This window comes from Mycobacterium sp. IS-3022, from assembly GCF_001500065.1.
In the GTDB taxonomy this organism is placed as follows: domain Bacteria; phylum Actinomycetota; class Actinomycetes; order Mycobacteriales; family Mycobacteriaceae; genus Mycobacterium.
In genome coordinates, this window is the sequence record NZ_LQIN01000016.1 from 47,159 (window position 1) to 62,830 (window position 15,672).

Below are 15,672 nucleotides of genomic sequence, written 5' to 3' on the forward strand. Positions count from 1 at the left end.
ACGTCCCCGATCCACTACCGTCGAGTGATGCGGATCTCCTCACTGATGAATGTGATGGCGCCGCTGACGGGGATGATCATGGTGCTGGCCGGCTGCGCCGCAGAGGACGCCGGCGAACCCGCCGCGGGACCGTGCGCGATCGTCGAGAACGGCACGCCGGTAGCCAAGACGACGGCCCCACCCGCCGAATCCTCTCCAGGGGCTCCCCCCACCTCCAGGGACATCTCCACCAACCCGGAGGTGGCCACGGGCTACCGCACCGACATGACGCCGGTCCGCACGGCCACATATTCGGTCGTCACCGCCAATCCGTTGGCCACCCAAGCCGCCTGCGAAGTGCTGCGCGACGGCGGCACCGCGGCGGACGCGCTCGTCACCGCGCAGGCCGTCCTCGGCCTGGTGGAGCCGCAGGCGTCCGGTTTCGGCGGCGGCGGCTTCATGCTGTACTTCGACGCGGCCTCAGGGGAGGTGCAAGCCTACGACGGTCGCGAGACCGCGCCGGCTGCCGCCACGGAGAACTACCTTCGCTGGATTTCCGACACCGACCGCACGAAGCTCAAGCCGGACGCCAGGGCCTCCGGTCGATCGATCGGCGTGCCCGGCATCCTGCGGATGCTCACCGAAGTTCACGCCGAACACGGCAAGAGGGGTTGGCGTGATCTGTTCACCCCGGCCGTCACGATGGCCGACGACGGCTTCGACATCAGCCCGCGACTCGCAGCGGCCATCGAGGATGCCGCACCGCAGCTCAAGCTCGACCGCCAAGCCGCAGAATATTTCCTCAATCCCGGTGGCGCCCCCAAATCGGAGGGCACCCGGCTGACCAATCCGGCGTACTCGAAGACGTTGGGCGTCATCGCCGTTGACCCACAGGCGTTTTACACCGGCGCTATCGCCCGGGACATCGTGGCGGCGGCGGCCGACACCTCCGGCGGCCGCACGCCCAGCCTGATGACCGTCGAGGATCTCGCCAATTACGCCGTCAAGAAACGCGAACCGCTGTGCGGCCCGTACCGCGGACGCGAGATCTGCGGAATGCCGCCGCCGTCGTCGGGCGGCATCGCAATCGCGGCCACGCTCGGGATTCTCGAACACTTCCCGATGGCCGATCACAAGCCGACCGACATCGATCTCAACGGCGGCCGACCCACGGTCATGGGCGTTCATTTGATCGCCGAGGCGGAGCGACTGGCCTACGCCGATCGCGACAAGTACGTCGCCGATACCGATTTCGTTCCGCTGCCGGGCAACTCACCCGAAACACTGCTCGCCAGCGACTATCTCGCCGGTCGCGCCGCCCTGATCTCTGAGCAGCACAGCATGGGGACCGCGAAACCCGGCGAGTTCGGCCCGCCGACGGCCCCGGCACCGCCAACCCGGGAACACGGCACCAGCCAGGTCAGCATCGTCGACTCCTACGGCAACGCGGCCTCGTTGACCACCACGGTCGAATCGGCGTTCGGTTCGTTCCACATGGTCGACGGGTTCATCCTCAACAACCAGCTCACGGACTTCTCCGCCGAGCCCACCGGCCCCGACGGGGCGCCCATTGCGAACCGGATCCAACCCGGTAAGAGACCGCGCAGCACCATGGCGCCGACGCTGATCTTCGACCAGGCGCAGAGCCGGCCGGACGAACGTGGTCGCCTGTACGCCGTCCTCGGTTCGCCCGGTGGTGCGGTGATCATCCAGTTTGTGGCGAAAACCATTGTCGGGATGTTGGATTGGGGACTCGACCCACAGCAGGCGGTGTCGATGGTCGACTTCGGTGCGGCGAACACGCCAAAGACGAATGTCGGCGGCGAGCATCCGATCATCGATACCGCCGATAACGGGGACCATGACCCGCTCGTGCAGGGACTGCGGGAACTCGGCCACGAGGTCGACCTGGCCGACCAGTCGAGTGGCCTGTCGGCCATCGCCCGGGACGGCACCGGCCTCGTCGGCGGGGCGGACCCTCGCCGGGAAGGGTTGGTCATGGGTGACTCCCGATGACGGTGTGCGTCGCTCGGCTCGACGAATCCCATTGGCGGGTGTTCGCGGGCATGCGGCTGCGGGCGCTGGCCGACGCGCTGGGTGAAGACGATCCGAGTTACCGCGACGAAGCGGCCTTCACCGCCGCGCAGTGGCGGCGCCGGTTGCGTGACCATGCGCAGTTCGCCGCGGTGGTCGGCGACCGGCCGGTCGGCCTGATCGCAGCGCAACGGGAGAACCCCGAGACGGTGTATCTCTACTCGCTGTGGCTCGATCCGGCGGCCCGCGGCCGCGGTCTGGCCCGACGTCTGGTCGCGACCGCCGTCGACTGGGCACGCGCCAGCCAAGTCCACACGGTGAAGTTGCGCGTCGCGACCGACAATGCCGCGGCACGCGGGGTTTACGAGAGCCTCGGCTTCACCGTCGCCGATGATCAAACAGCTTCCAAGCGCGAGGAACTCGCGATGTCACTCAGCGTGAGTTGACGTCCTTGTAGCGGTCGTGCAGGGCGCGGACGCGGTCCATCGCGTCGACGGCGCGGTCCTTGTCGACGGCCTGAATCGCCATGACCGGTAGGTATTCGTCGTCGGGCAGATCGACGCGGGCCCACCGCGCGCCGCGTGGGAACGAGATGTCGACGACGTCCGACCATGGAACCACTTTGTCGCCGAGCAGATTCCGCACCGCTACCCCCGGCGCTCCGACGCGCAGCCGGGGGCGGGCGAACAGCAGCACCACACCGGCGATGACGACGCCCAGCAGTGCGATCGCCACCTGGTCGGCGGTCCGGAAGATCACTCCGGTGGAGCCGATCTTCAACAGTGCACCGACGGTGATGTGTGCGGCGAGGATCAGCGCCGCGGCGGCGTAAGCGAAATACACTGCCAGGCGGGGGCGTATCTCGACGTCCCAGTCATTCATGAGCGCGAAGGCCTCGCAGGGTCAGCGCCGTGGTCAGCGCCGCAGCGGCCGCCTGGGCTCCCTTGTCTTCGGCGGAGGAGGGCAGCCCGGCACGGTCCAGGGCCTGCTGCTCGCTGTTGGTCGTCAACACACCGTTGGCGACCGGTGTCGACGCGTCCAGCGACACCCGGGTCAGGCCCTGGGTGACCGCATCACAGACATAGTCGAAATGCGGTGTCTCACCGCGGATCACCACACCCAAGGCCACCACGGCATCGTGGGTGGCCGCCAACGCCTGTGCCACGACCGGGATTTCGATGGCGCCCAACACCCGCACAACGGTGGGGTTGTCGATGCCGGCGCCCGAGGCGACTTTGCGGGCGCCGTCGAGCAGTGCGTCGCAAATGGTCTCGTGCCATGTGCTGGCCACGATGGCCAGCTTCAGCCCCGATCCGTCGATGTTCGGAAGATCGGGTACACCAGTACCACTCACAGGGCTCCACCGAGATCGGTCGGGCGCCGGTCACCGAGCAGGTAGACGCCCTCGTCGTAGTCGGCCATGGTGGTCGCTTCGTGGTAGTCGTCGAGACCACTCAGGTCGTGACCCATCCGGTCGCGCTTGGTCATCAGGTAGCGGATGTTCTCCTTGTTGGCCCGCACCGGAAGCGGCACGCGTTCGATGATGTGCAGCCCGTAGCCGTCCAGGCCGACCCGCTTGGCGGGGTTGTTGGTCAGCAGCCGCATCGAACGCACCCCGAGATCGACGAGGATCTGTGCGCCGATGCCGTAGTCGCGGGCATCGGCGGGCAGGCCGAGCTTGAGGTTGGCGTCGACGGTGTCGTCGCCGGCGTCCTGCAATTGGTACGCCTGCAGCTTGTGCATGAGCCCGATGCCGCGGCCTTCGTGCCCGCGCATGTACAGCACGACGCCGCGGCCTTCGCGGGCGACCATCGCCATCGCGGCGTCGAGTTGCGGGCCGCAGTCGCAGCGCTGGGAGCCGAACACGTCGCCGGTGAGGCATTCGGAGTGCACCCGCACCAGCACGTCGTGACCGTCGCTGGTCGGCCCGGCGATATCGCCCCTGACCAGGGCGACGTGCTCGACGTCGTCGTAGATGCTGGTGTAGCCGACCGCGCGGAACTCGCCGTGACGGGTGGGGATGCGGGCCTCGGCGATGCGCTCGATGTGCTTTTCGTGCTTGCGCCGCCACTCGATCAGATCGGCGATCGAGATCAGCGCCAGATCGTGTTCGTCGGCGAAGATGCGCAGCTCGTCGGTCTGCGCCATCGCGCCCTCGTCCTTCTGGCTGACGATTTCGCAGATCGCACCGGCGGGTTGTAGTCCGGCGAGGCGGGCCAGGTCGACGGCCGCCTCGGTGTGGCCGGGGCGGCGCAGCACCCCGCCGTCCTTCGCGCGTAGCGGCACGACGTGTCCCGGCTTGGTGAAGTCGTCGGCGAGGCTGGCGGGGTCGGCCAGCAGCCGCATCGTCGTCGCCCGGTCCGAGGCCGAAATCCCAGTTCCCACACCGTTCTTCGCGTCCACGGTGACGGTGTAGGCGGTGCCGTGCTTGTCCTGGTTGACCGCGTACATCGGCAACAGACCCAGCTTGTCGCAGATCGCGCCGTCCAGCGGCACACACAGATAACCCGAGGTGTAGCGGACCATGAACGCGACGAGTTCCGGGGTGGCCTTCTCGGCGGCGAAGATGAGGTCGCCCTCGTTCTCGCGGTCCTCATCGTCGATCACGACGACGGCCTTACCCGCGGCGATGTCGGCAACCGCTCGCTCAACAGAGTCCAGCCTCGTCACCACTTCAGTATGAACCACCACGGTTCAGAAGTTATTGCCGCTCCCCTGACCTGGGAAGACGGGCTCCCGGCCAGTGGTCATCGGAGGCCCGCGAAAGGGACGGTAAGCCGTCTGGTCAGCAGCCGAGGTGAACCACGGCGGCTCTGACGATGTCACCTGCCGCGGTCAGCGACACCCCGAGATCTTCGTAGACCATATCGACCGCCGTAGGAGAGTTGATGCCGCTGCGCTCGGCGTGGCACACGCGGTAACCCGCCGTGAGCAACTGCTCGGGACTCAGGTGGGTGTAGGTAGGCACCAACTCTTTCAGATAGGTTGCTTCGTCCGCCTGCACGGGCGCTGCAGTCAGCACCGCGAGCGTCGATAGAGACGCCACTGAAACGATCAGACCGCGACATGTCGTGACCATGACCAGAGCCTACGGGCGGAGCCCCGTTTTCAGCTGGTGAACGGATTTTCCGGGGCGAGCAACCGCTCGACGTACTTCGCGATCACGTCGACCTCGAGGTTGACGTGGGTACCGACCTCGGCGCGACCGAGCGTCGTGAGGTCGAGCGTGGTCGGGATCAACGACACCTCGAACCAGTCGTGCCCGAGACCGGACACCGTCAGGGACACCCCGTCGACGGTGATGGAACCCTTCTCCACCACATAGCGCGACAGTGCGGTCGGCAGCGCGATACGCACCACCACCCAACGTTCCGAGGGCGTGCGCGCGACGACGTGTCCGGTTCCGTCGACGTGTCCCTGGACGATGTGTCCGCCGAGGCGGCTGTTGACAGCCGCCGCACGCTCCAAGTTGACCCGGCTGCCGGGTCCGACGCGGCCCAGGCTGGACCGGTTCAACGTCTCGCCGATGACGTCGGTGGTGAACACCCCGTCGGGCCGCACCTCGACGACGGTCAGGCAGACACCGTTGACCGCGATCGAGTCGCCGTGGCGGGCATCCGATGTCACGAGGGGTCCGCGGATCGCGAGCCGGGCGAAATCGCCTAGCTCCTCCTTGTCGACGACCTCGCCCACCTCTTCGACGATTCCGGTGAACACGCCGCCAGACTATCCAGTCACCACGCCCCGTCGACCGCTTCCACATCGCCGGACCCTCTACGATGCACTCATGCCCAAGCGCCTCATGCTGATCGTCGCAACCCTGGCCGCCGCCGTCGCCTTCCTCGCGGGGTGCTCCAAGTCGGAGGAATCCGCCAAGGACCTTCCGGATGCCGCGACTCTCCTGCAGCAATCCAGCCAAACCACGAAGAACCAGACCAGCGCGCACATGAAGCTGACGATGGAGGGCCCGTCCGAAAAGCTGCCGATCGAGATGCTCGAAGGCGACCTGATCAACGCTCCGGTTTTCGCCGCCGAAGGCAAGGTCAATCTCCTGATGATGGGACAGCGCCTCGAAGGCGTGGAGTTCAAGGTCGTCGACGGCGACCTATACGCCTCGCTGACTCCGGGCGCCGGCTTGTCGAATTTCGGCCCGGCCGCCGAAATCTACGACGCCTCGCTCATCCTCAACCCCGAGACGGGTGTGGCCAACGTGCTCGCCAACTTCTCCGACGCGAAGGCCGAGGGCCGCGAGACGATCAACGGTGTCAAGACCGTCCGCATCACCGGAAACGTCAGCGCCGACGCGGTCAACAAGATCGCGCCGCAGATCGGGGCGACCGGTCCGGTGCCCGGGACCGCATGGATCGCCGAGGACGGCGACCACAAGCTGGCCCAGGTCAAGCTGCAGACCGACGCAGACACCAGCATCACCATGACGCTGTCGGAGTGGGGCAAGCCGGTGACCGTCGCCAAGCCGCCGGCGGCCTGATGTCGGTCTCAGTAGGAGCGACCGACGCCGAGGCGACGCCAACGACGAGGTCGAATCGCCGGATCGCGATCAGTGCGGGCGGCCTCGCGGTGCTGCTCGGCGCGCTGGACACTTACGTCGTCGTCGCCATCATCAGGGACATCATCGTCGACCTGAGCATCCCGGTGAACCAGCTGCAACGGGTGACTCCGATCATCACCTGTTATCTGCTGGGCTACATCGCGGCCATGCCACTGTTGGGCCGCGCCTCCGACCGGTTCGGCCGCAAGTTCATCCTGCAGCTGAGCCTGGCAGGATTCGCGGTCGGTTCCGTCGTCACCGCGATGTCGAACGATCTGGTTCCGATGGTGGTCGGCCGCACCATTCAAGGCGTCGCGAGCGGCGCGCTGCTCCCGGTCACGCTGGCGCTGGCCGCGGACCTGTGGGCCACCCGTAATCGGGCGTCGGTACTGGGCGGGATCGGTGCCGCGCAGGAATTGGGCAGCGTGCTGGGCCCGCTCTACGGCATCGCTGTGGTCGCACTCCTGAACACATGGCGAGACGTGTTCTGGATCAATCTGCCGCTGGCGATCGTGGCGATGGTGCTGATTCATTTCAGCCTGCCCGCCCGACTCAAGTCCGAGAACCCGGAACGGGTGGACGTGGTCGGCGGCGTACTGCTCGCCGTCGCGCTCGGCCTGACGGTGATCGGGCTGTACAACCCCGCTCCCGACGGCAAGAAGATCCTGCCGAGCTACGGGCTGCCGGTGCTCCTGGCCGCGGCGCTCGCCCTGGTGCTGTTCTTCGTTTGGGAGCGGTTCGCCCGCACCCGGCTGATCGAGCCGGCGGGCGTCCACTTCCGGCCATTCCTCGCCGCGCTGGGGGCGTCGCTCTGCGCGGGCGCCGCGCTGATGGTGACGCTCGTCAATGTCGAACTGTTCGGACAGGGCGTGCTCGGTGAGGACCAGAACGGAGCGGTTCTTCTGCTGCTGCGCTTCCTGATCGCGCTGCCGATCGGCGCCGTCATCGGCGGATGGATTGCCACCCGGGTCGGTGACCGCGTGGTCACCTTCGTCGGTCTCATGATCGCCGCGGGCGGGTACTGGTTGATCTCGGACTGGGGAGTCGATGTCCTGTCGACCCACCACGACCTCGGCTTTGTCGCCCTGCCGGTGCTCGACACCGACCTTGCGATCGCGGGCTTCGGACTGGGACTGGTGATCGGCCCGCTGACCTCCGCGACACTACGAGTGGTGCCGGCGGCTCAGCACGGCATCGCGTCGGCCGCCGTCGTGGTGGCACGGATGATCGGCATGCTGATCGGCCTGGCTGCGCTGACGGCATGGGGCTTGTACAAGTTCAATCAGTACCTGCAGGAGCGCCTCGACGCCCTGCCGGCCCCAACGGCGGATAGCCCTGGCGGCTTGATGGTCGCTCAAGCCGCACGCCTTTCACGGGCGACCGTGGAGGCCTACACCATGCAGTACGGGGTTATTTTTCTCGCAACAGCGGTGGTCTGCGTCGTCGGCGCCTTGCTCGGACTGCTGATCAGCGGCAGGAACGAGCATGCCGACGAACCGCCAGCCGTAACCGAGAAAACCGACGCTGACTCGGTCAGCGGCGTCTAGCAGCGCTCGAGGCCGGGGCGCAACAGCGCGGGCTCGGCCGGCCGGACGGCGTCCTCCTCGTCGGGTTGGCCTCGGAAGGTGTCGCAGATCAACGCCGCGAGGCTTCGGGGGTCCATTGGGCGAATGCTGAGCCAGTCCTGCAATGCAGTCATGGGTCGTCCTTTGTTCGTGCTCACCTGCGCGCAAATCGTCGGTGAAGGCGCGATTACAGCAGGGGCGCTGCGGCCCACTCTGGTACGAGTGTACCGACGAAACGCGCTGATTGGCTCCTTGCCGCGCCGGGTATGCGTGCGGTCACACCCACGTCAACGGAGAAAGCTGATGGCAAGTTCACTGACAGGCAAGAAGATTGCGTTCCTGGTCGCACCCGAAGGCGTCGAGCAGGTGGAGTTGACCGAACCCTGGAAGGCCGTCGAGCAGGCCGGCGGCACCCCGGAGCTGGTGTCGACGGAGGTCGGCAAGATTCAGGCGTTCAATCATCTGACCCCGGCCGATACGTTCGAGGCCGAGAAATCCGCCGATTCGGTGGCGGCGTCCGACTACGCGGGCCTGGTGCTGCCGGGAGGCGTCGCCAACCCGGACAACCTCCGCATGAACGCCGCCGCGGTCGCGTTCGCGAAGGGTTTCTTCGATGCGGCCAAGCCGGTAGCGGTCATCTGCCACGGACCCTGGACGCTGATCGAGGCGGACGTGGTGCGTGGACGCACCATGACATCATGGCCGAGCGTGAAGACCGACCTCGTCAACGCGGGAGCCAACTGGGTCGACGACGAAGTGGTCGAATGCTCCCGCGGCCCAAACACTTTGGTGTCCAGCCGCAAACCGGATGACCTGCCTGCGTTCTGCAACACGCTGGTGAGCGCTTTCGCCAAGTAGCCGAAACCCGGCCCACCGACCGACGGCCCTGGGTAACGTCGCGAACATGCTCCTCGCCGCGCTTCGCGACATGCAGTGGAGAAGGCGGCGTTTCGCGATCGCGGTGTTGTCCACCGCGATCATCTTCGGGATGACCCTCGTTCTGACCGGGTTGGCCAACGGTTTCCAGACCGAGGCCGAGCGTACGGTCGACTCGCTCGGGGTCGACCAGTTCATCGTCAAGGCCGGCGCATCGGGTCCCTTTGTGGGCGCGACACCGTTCGCGCCCGTCGAATTGCGGCGCATCGCCGCGGCACCCGGCGTCGACGCGGCCGCTCCCCTGGCCTATGCCGGCGGCACCGCGACTCTGGAGGGTGAGACGCGCAATGTCGACATCTTCGGTGCGCCGGAACGCGGTCCGGGCATGCCGGCCGTGACGGCAGGGCGCGCGCCCACGGATCCCGACGAAGTCGCGGTGTCGACCACACTGGGCCGCGATGTCGGCGATGAAGTCGAGATCGCTTCGCGGACCCTGCGTATCGTCGGCCTCGTGGAGAACTCGACCGCGCTGGCGAACCTGCCCAACGTGTTCCTCACCACACAGGGAGCGCAGCGGCTGATCTACGGCGGTGAGCCACTTGTCGCCTCGATCGGTGTTCGCGGGTCACTCGAGCGGGTGCCGGACGGCTATCGCGCCGTCGATCGCGCGGGCGCGATCGAGGACCTACTTCGGCCGCTGAAGGTGGCGGTCAATTCGATCACCATCGTCGCGGTCCTGCTGTGGATCGTCGCGGCGCTGATTGTCGGCTCGGTCGTCTACCTGTCCGTGCTCGAACGGCTGCGAGATTTCGCCGTGTTCAAAGCGATTGGGGTGCCGACGCGTTCGGTGATGGCCGGGCTGGCGCTACAAGCGGTGATCGTGGCGTTGCTGGCGGCCCTCGTCGGGGCGGGGCTGTCGCTGTTGCTCGGGCCGCTGTTCCCCATGCAGGTCATCGTGCCGACACAGGCGTTCGTCGCGCTGCCGATCGTCGCGGTGGTGATCGGCCTGATCGCCAGTGCCGCGGGCCTGCACCGCGCGGTGGCCGTCGATCCTGCGCTGGCATTCGGGGGTCCGTGACCCATGGGTGATCTGTCCATCCAGAACCTGGTGGTCGAGTACTCGAGCGGCGGGCACGCATTGCGACCGATCGACGGCCTGAACCTCGATGTCGCAGCCGGCTCGCTGGTGATCCTGTTGGGGCCGAGCGGATGTGGGAAGACGACGCTGCTGTCCTGCCTCGGCGGGATCCTGCAACCCACCAGCGGCACCATCAAGTTCGGGGACGTCGACGTCACGTCGTTGAGCGCGAAAGACCTTGGGACATACCGGCGCGAGACTGTGGGGTTCGTGTTCCAGGCGTTCAACCTCGTGCCGAGTCTCACTGCGGTGGAGAACGTGATGGTGCCGCTGCGCGCCTCGGGCATGTCGCGCCGAGCCGCGCGCAAGCGGGCCGAACAGCTGCTGGACCGCGTGGGTCTGGAGGACCGCCTCAAGCACCGGCCCGGCGACCTCAGCGGCGGGCAGCAACAGCGGGTGGCGGTGGCCCGTGCGATCGCGTTGGACCCGCCGCTGATCCTGGCCGACGAGCCCACGGCGCACCTGGATTTCATCCAGGTCGAGGAGGTACTGAAGCTGATCCGCGAGTTGGCCTCCGGCTCCCGGATGGTGGTCGTCGCGACACACGACAGCCGGATCCTGCCGCTGGCCGACCGCGTCGTCGAGATGGTGCCCGACTTCGCGTCGGTGGATCGCCCGCCGGAGAGCGTGGAGTTGGAGACCGGTCAGGTGCTCTTCGAACAGGGCACGATGGGCGACCTCATCTACGTCGTGACCGAGGGTGAGATCGAGATCGTGCGCGCGCTTCCCGGAGGCAGCGAGGAGATGCTGAAGCTGGCGACCAAGGGCGACTACTTCGGTGAGATCGGCCCGCTGTTCCACCTGCCGCGGTCGGCGACCGCGCAGGCGCGCACCGACGCGACGGTGGTGGGATACACCGTGCAGGCATTCCGAGAACAGCTGGGGGCCGCCGGGGTACGCGAACTCATCGAGCACCGCCCGCTGGCCGCCGAGGAAGCGGCTACCCCGGAACGAGGCTGAGAAGGACGTCGGGACCGATCGGTTCGATCCCGTCGAACCGCCACCGCTGGGCGTGCGCGATGCTCAGCACCCCGACGTCGTCGACGGCGGTTATCGGGCCGCCCAACAGAATTGGCGCCACGTAGGCCAGGATGCGGTCGATGACCCCGGCGCGCAAGAAGGCTCCCGCCAATGTGGGGCCGCCCTCGAGCAGCACATCGGTGCGATCGGAAAGCGCCTTGATGACCTCGTGCGGGTCGTGGGTGCGGATCACCATCGTGCGCGAGTCGTCGTTGAGAACCTTTGCCTCCGGGGAGATTTCACGCTCACCCACGACGACTCGCAATGGCTGACGGTCGGCCAGCGTGCCATCCGGCAACCGCGCGGTGAGCACCGGGTCGTCGACGAACACCGTGCCGGTGCCCACCACGATCGCATCAGCCACCCGACGCCTGCGGTGTACGTCGGCGCGCGCGGCTTCGCTCGTGATCCACTGGCTGCTGCCGTCCGCCGCCGCGCTGCGGCCGTCGACGCTTGTCGCGAACTTCCACGTCACATGCGGTGCTCCGGTGCGCTGTTTGTGCAACCACTCGCGTAACGGACCGCCCGCCACGGCGTCGGCGAGCACACCCGCGGCCACTGTCAGTCCCGTAGTGGCAAGTCGCGCCGCTCCCCCGGCGGCAACCGGATTCGGATCGGCCACCGCGTAGACAACTGACGAAACACCGGCTGCGACAAGGGTGTCGACGCACGGCGGTGTCCGGCCGTGGTGATTGCACGGCTCGAGCGTCACGACGGCGGTGCCGCCGACGGCGCGCTCACCCGCCCGGCGCAGCGCGAGCACCTCGGCGTGCGGACCACCGGGAGGTTCGGTCGCGCCGACCCCGGCCACCTCGTGCTCGCGATCCAGAATGACCGCTCCGACAGGCGGATTGGGGTAAGTGGCGCCCTTGACCTTGTCGGCCTGTTGGATCGCCAGCCGCATCGCGGCCTCGAGGTTCATAGGCGCAAGTGCTTGGACGCGGCGGCGGCTTGACGGCGCAACGATTCCACCGCCGCGGCGGGATCCTCCGCGCTGTAGACGGCCGATCCCGCGACGAAGCAGTCCACTCCCGCCTCGGCGGCCTGCTCGATGGTGTCCGCGTTGATGCCGCCGTCGATCTCGACGACGATCGTCAGCTCGCCTGCGTCCACGAGACGCCGGGCCGTGCCGACCTTGACCAGCACCTCGGGGATGAACCTCTGGCCGCCGAAGCCCGGCTCCACCGACATGATCAGCAGCGTGTCGAACTCCGGCAAGATCTCCAGGTACGGCTCCAGCGGAGTGCCGGGCTTGACCGAGAGTCCCGCCTTGGCGCCCGCCGCCCGGATGTCGCGGGCGACGCCGACGGGGTTGTCGGTGGCCTCGGCGTGGATGGTCACGTTGTACGCGCCCGCTTCGGCGTACGGCGGCGCCCACCGGTCGGGGTTCTCGATCATCAGATGGCAGTCCATCGGGATGTCGGTCACCTTCAGCAGCGCCTCGACGACCGGTTGGCCGATGGTCAGGTTCGGCACGAAGTGGTTGTCCATCACGTCGACGTGCAGCCAGTCCGCGCCCGGCACCGCCGCGGCCTCGTCGGCGAGCCGGGCGAAGTCGGCGGCCAGAATCGACGGCGCAATCAGCGGTCCTTGCATGCGCCTACCCTACTTTGAGCGCAGCCGCGAACATGGCGTCGGTGCCGTGCCGGTGGGGCCACAACTGCACATACGGCCCGGCGCCGAGGTCGTCGACGGGGTCGCCCGCCGGGAAGAACAAGGGCCGGGCGTCCAGGGCGGTCACGGGGTGTCGGCGCAGCGCGTCGGCGACCACACCGACGGTCTCGGGTAGGTGCGGTGAGCAGGTCGCGTACAGCACCACGCCGCCCGGGCGCGTCAGTCGGATCGCGGAGGCCAGCAGTTCGCGTTGCAGTTTGGTCAGCGGCGGCACGTCGCCGGGCCGGCGCCGCCACCGGGCCTCCGGTCTGCGCCGCAGCGCACCCAGTCCCGTGCAGGGTGCGTCCACCAGCACCCGGTCGAAGCCGGGTTCGACGCCGGCGTCGCGGCCGTCGACGCGCAGCACCTCGACAGGGAGGCCGCGCGTGTTCTGCTCGACGAGGTCGGCACGTGCGGGTGCGGGCTCGACCGCGGTGACGCGTCCGTCGCCGGCCAGCGCGGCGAGCATGGCGGTCTTGCCGCCAGGACCCGAGCACAGGTCAAGCCAGCGGCCGCCGTCGTCGCCGTCGAGTTCGGCCAGCGTGAGTGCGCGGGCCACGAGCTGGCTGCCCTCGTCCTGCACCAGCGCGGTGCCGTCACGCACCGCCTGAAGCCGGCCGGGGTCGCCGCCGGTCAGGTACACGGCGTACGGCGAATAGCGGCCGACCGTGCCGCCCACCTGGGTGGCCAATTCCGCGGCGGTCAACACGCCGGGCCGGGCCGCGAGGTGAACCGCTGGTCGGGCGTTGTCGCTGGCGAGCAGCGCGTCGAGTTCGCCGGCGTCGGCGCCCAGCGCATCAGCGAAGGCCTGGGCGATCCAGCGTGGATGCGCGTGGACGAACGCCGCGTGTCCGATCGGATCGGTGCTCGCGTCGGGCGCCAGCTCCTCGACCCAGGACCGCTCATCGCGCGATGCGATCGTGCGTAGCACGCCGTTGACGAAACCTGCTCGCGCCGAATCGGACTCGATGCCGGCCTGCTCAACGGTGGTGGACACCGCGGCGTGTTGCTCGACGCGCGTGCGCAACAACTGATAGGCGCCGAGTCGAAGCAGGTCGAGCAGGACAGGATCGATTCTGTCCGGCGGACGGTCGGCGGCGCGGGCGATGACGGCGTCCAGCAGGCCCTTCGTCCGGCAGGCCCCGTAGGCGAGTTCGGTGGCGAAAGCGGCGTCGCGGCCGCCGATCCCGCGATCCCGCAGGATCGCCGGCAGTGCGAGGTTGGCGTAGGCGTCCTTCTCCGAAACCGCCCGCAACACGTCGAATGCAGCGCGACGCGCCGGGTCGAGCGGTTGGCGCCGCTGACGTGGCCGCTTGCGGGGCGGGGTCATTCGGCTCGCGCCGTTTCGTCGAGGCGGGCGCCGCGGGCCCAGTCGGCCGCGTTCATCGGCTTCTTACCGGGTGGCTGGACCGTGCCGAGCAGGACGGGGGCGGACGCGGTGCCGATGCGTACGCCGGTGCGATCGGCCCGAATTATGCCGGGCGGCAGGCTTTCTGACTGGTCGTCGACGCCGACGGGTCCAAGTTTGATCCGTAGGTCGCCGAACATCGTCCACGCACCGGGGTTCGGTGTGACGGCGCGGATGCGTCGCTCCACGACGTGCGCGGGCAGATCCCATCGCACCCGCGCTTCATCGACGGTGATCTTCGGCGCGATCGTCACACCGTCGGCCGGCTGAGGCACCGCGGTGAGCGAGCCGTCGGCGATCCCGTCGAGAGTCGTTTCCAGCAGCGCCGCACCTGAAATCGACAGTCGCTCAAGCAGTTCACCCGCGGTGTCGGTGGGTCGGATGGTTTCGGTGACCACACCGTAGACGGGCCCGGAATCGAGCGCCGGCTCGATCTGGAACGTCGTCGCACCGGTCACGGTGTCGCCAGCGGCGATCGCGGCCTGCACCGGCGCGGCCCCGCGCCAGGCGGGCAGCAGTGAGAAGTGCAGATTGACCCAGCCGTGGCTAGGCACTGCGAGCAGCATGTCCTTCAGCAAGGCCCCGTAGGCGACGACGGCGCAGCACTGCGGTGCGAGCTCGGTCAGTTCGGCGACGAACTCATCGGAGTTGGGCTTCGGCGGCCGCAGCACGGGGATGTCGTGATCGAGTGCGAACCGGGCCACCGGCGACGGGGACGGTCTCCCGCGCCGGCCCGAGGCGGCGTCTGGGCGGGTCAGCACCGCAACGACGTCATGACGTGGCGATTCGACGAGCCGACGCAGCGACGGCACGGCGGGCTCGGGCGTCCCGGCGAAGACGATGCGCACCGCGCCAGTGTAGAGAGCGCATTCGGCGCGGATACCGATGCGTGTTCAGCGCGGTGTCTGGTAATACTCCCGCTCCGCGACACCGGTCAGCGGTGCGACGAACATCCACGGGATCGTGGTGATCAAGCGGTTCAGTGTGGCGACGGAATCGTTGTAGTACTGGCGCGCGAACGCGAGCTTGTTCTCGCTGTCGGTGAGGTTCTCCTGCAAGTTGAGGAAGTTGTTCGACGAGTTCAGCTGCGGATAGTCCTGTCCGAGAGCCAGCAGCGGGGCCAGCGCGGTGTCGAGGTCCTTCTCCGCGGTGCTGCGCTGGGCCACCGACTCACCGGCCGTCGCCGAGGTCAACGCCGCGCGGGCGTTGGTGACGTGGTCGAGGATGCCCTTCTCGTGTGCGGCGAAGGTCTGCACGGTGTGCACGAGGCTCGGGATCAGCGATGCGCGGCGCGTGAGTTCGACATCGATACCGCTGAGCGCCTCGGCAACTCGCACGTCCGCGGCACGCAGCTTGTTGTAGCCGACCACGAAGACGACGAACGCCAGTACCGCCAGCACAAGCGCAAACACCAACAGAAATGTCACCATGACCCGCCTCCTCCCCCGCC

At 68.0% G+C, this 15,672-nt stretch carries 18 protein-coding genes; 7 read left to right on the forward strand and 11 right to left on the reverse strand.

Translation table 11 applies throughout. From position 1 onward, the window contains the following. Positions 1 to 27: 27 nt before the first annotated feature. Together AU188_RS12760 and AU188_RS12765 are read left to right on the forward strand one after the other, a co-directional pair. Positions 28 to 1,995 (forward strand): gamma-glutamyltransferase family protein, encoded by a 1,968-nt coding sequence (locus AU188_RS12760; protein ID WP_172799485.1) that lies wholly within the window; start codon positions 28 to 30, stop codon positions 1,993 to 1,995. Further along, positions 1,992 to 2,459: a GNAT family N-acetyltransferase gene (locus AU188_RS12765; protein ID WP_059164081.1), complete on the forward strand. Its 468-nt coding sequence runs from the start codon at positions 1,992 to 1,994 to the stop codon at positions 2,457 to 2,459. The genes AU188_RS12760 and AU188_RS12765 overlap by 4 nt, the downstream gene beginning before the upstream one ends. Here AU188_RS12765 and AU188_RS12770 read toward each other — a convergent pair. The 5 genes from AU188_RS12770 to AU188_RS12790 form a co-directional block, all read right to left on the reverse strand. Continuing rightward, positions 2,446 to 2,895 carry a PH domain-containing protein gene (locus tag AU188_RS12770; protein WP_059164082.1) on the reverse strand — a complete coding sequence of 150 codons (450 nt, stop codon included), beginning with the start codon at positions 2,893 to 2,895 and terminating at the stop codon, positions 2,446 to 2,448. The two genes, AU188_RS12765 and AU188_RS12770, sit on opposite strands and share 14 nt — an antisense overlap. After that, positions 2,888 to 3,367 (reverse strand): 6,7-dimethyl-8-ribityllumazine synthase, encoded by a 480-nt coding sequence (gene ribH, locus AU188_RS12775; protein ID WP_059164083.1) that lies wholly within the window; start codon positions 3,365 to 3,367, stop codon positions 2,888 to 2,890. The genes AU188_RS12770 and ribH overlap by 8 nt, the downstream gene beginning before the upstream one ends. After that, complete coding sequence (locus AU188_RS12780) at positions 3,364 to 4,683, reverse strand: bifunctional 3,4-dihydroxy-2-butanone-4-phosphate synthase/GTP cyclohydrolase II (RefSeq protein ID WP_059164099.1); 1,320 nt, start codon at positions 4,681 to 4,683, stop codon at positions 3,364 to 3,366. The genes ribH and AU188_RS12780 overlap by 4 nt, the downstream gene beginning before the upstream one ends. A 115-nt stretch (positions 4,684 to 4,798) precedes the next feature. Then, a complete protein-coding gene (locus tag AU188_RS12785; protein ID WP_082686619.1) occupies positions 4,799 to 5,092 on the reverse strand; it encodes a DUF732 domain-containing protein in 294 nt (97 codons plus the stop codon). A 29-nt stretch (positions 5,093 to 5,121) separates the two neighbouring features. After that, positions 5,122 to 5,730: a riboflavin synthase gene (locus tag AU188_RS12790; protein WP_059164085.1), complete on the reverse strand. Its 609-nt coding sequence runs from the start codon at positions 5,728 to 5,730 to the stop codon at positions 5,122 to 5,124. 70 nt (positions 5,731 to 5,800) lie between these two features. On the opposite strand from AU188_RS12790, the gene AU188_RS12795 reads away from it, so the two are divergent. Next, positions 5,801 to 6,502 carry an LppX_LprAFG lipoprotein gene (locus tag AU188_RS12795; RefSeq protein ID WP_059164086.1) on the forward strand — a complete coding sequence of 234 codons (702 nt, stop codon included), beginning with the start codon at positions 5,801 to 5,803 and terminating at the stop codon, positions 6,500 to 6,502. Beyond that, positions 6,502 to 8,109, forward strand: coding sequence for an MFS transporter (locus tag AU188_RS12800; protein WP_059164100.1), 1,608 nt, complete (start codon positions 6,502 to 6,504; stop codon positions 8,107 to 8,109). The genes AU188_RS12795 and AU188_RS12800 overlap by 1 nt, the downstream gene beginning before the upstream one ends. On the opposite strand, the gene AU188_RS25525 is transcribed toward AU188_RS12800, so the two are convergent. Next, complete coding sequence (locus tag AU188_RS25525; RefSeq protein ID WP_172799486.1) at positions 8,106 to 8,261, reverse strand: hypothetical protein; 156 nt, start codon at positions 8,259 to 8,261, stop codon at positions 8,106 to 8,108. The genes AU188_RS12800 and AU188_RS25525 overlap by 4 nt on opposite strands. A gap of 169 nt (positions 8,262 to 8,430) precedes the next feature. Here AU188_RS25525 and AU188_RS12805 point away from each other — a divergent pair, with 169 nt between their 5' ends. From AU188_RS12805 to AU188_RS12815, 3 genes are read left to right on the forward strand one after another with little or no spacing between them, the layout of a single operon-like run. Continuing rightward, positions 8,431 to 8,985 carry a type 1 glutamine amidotransferase domain-containing protein gene (locus tag AU188_RS12805; RefSeq protein ID WP_172799487.1) on the forward strand — a complete coding sequence of 185 codons (555 nt, stop codon included), beginning with the start codon at positions 8,431 to 8,433 and terminating at the stop codon, positions 8,983 to 8,985. Positions 8,986 to 9,031: 46 nt separating this feature from the next. Next, the gene (locus AU188_RS12810) at positions 9,032 to 10,081 is read left to right on the forward strand and encodes an ABC transporter permease (protein WP_059164087.1); all 1,050 of its coding nucleotides are present in this window, start codon (positions 9,032 to 9,034) and stop codon (positions 10,079 to 10,081) included. 3 nt (positions 10,082 to 10,084) lie between these two features. Then, positions 10,085 to 11,101 (forward strand): ATP-binding cassette domain-containing protein, encoded by a 1,017-nt coding sequence (locus tag AU188_RS12815; RefSeq protein WP_059164088.1) that lies wholly within the window; start codon positions 10,085 to 10,087, stop codon positions 11,099 to 11,101. On the opposite strand, the gene ribD is transcribed toward AU188_RS12815, so the two are convergent. Genes ribD through AU188_RS12840 form a run of 5 tightly spaced genes read right to left on the reverse strand, consistent with a single transcriptional unit; the run spans position 11,082 to position 15,652 of the window. Then, positions 11,082 to 12,083 carry a bifunctional diaminohydroxyphosphoribosylaminopyrimidine deaminase/5-amino-6-(5-phosphoribosylamino)uracil reductase RibD gene (gene ribD, locus AU188_RS12820; RefSeq protein ID WP_059164089.1) on the reverse strand — a complete coding sequence of 334 codons (1,002 nt, stop codon included), beginning with the start codon at positions 12,081 to 12,083 and terminating at the stop codon, positions 11,082 to 11,084. The two genes, AU188_RS12815 and ribD, sit on opposite strands and share 20 nt — an antisense overlap. Continuing rightward, positions 12,080 to 12,757, reverse strand: a complete 678-nt coding sequence (rpe, locus tag AU188_RS12825) for a ribulose-phosphate 3-epimerase (RefSeq protein WP_059164090.1) — start codon at positions 12,755 to 12,757, stop codon at positions 12,080 to 12,082. Before rpe ends, ribD begins: the two co-directional genes overlap by 4 nt. 4 nt (positions 12,758 to 12,761) lie before the next feature. Further along, on the reverse strand, positions 12,762 to 14,144 hold the full coding sequence (locus tag AU188_RS12830; RefSeq protein ID WP_059164091.1) for an RsmB/NOP family class I SAM-dependent RNA methyltransferase: 1,383 nt from the start codon (positions 14,142 to 14,144) through the stop codon (positions 12,762 to 12,764). Further along, positions 14,141 to 15,070 (reverse strand): methionyl-tRNA formyltransferase, encoded by a 930-nt coding sequence (gene fmt / locus AU188_RS12835; protein WP_059164092.1) that lies wholly within the window; start codon positions 15,068 to 15,070, stop codon positions 14,141 to 14,143. Before fmt ends, AU188_RS12830 begins: the two co-directional genes overlap by 4 nt. Before the next feature lie 45 nt (positions 15,071 to 15,115). Beyond that, the gene (locus tag AU188_RS12840) at positions 15,116 to 15,652 is read right to left on the reverse strand and encodes a LemA family protein (protein ID WP_059164093.1); all 537 of its coding nucleotides are present in this window, start codon (positions 15,650 to 15,652) and stop codon (positions 15,116 to 15,118) included. Positions 15,653 to 15,672 lie beyond the last annotated feature (20 nt).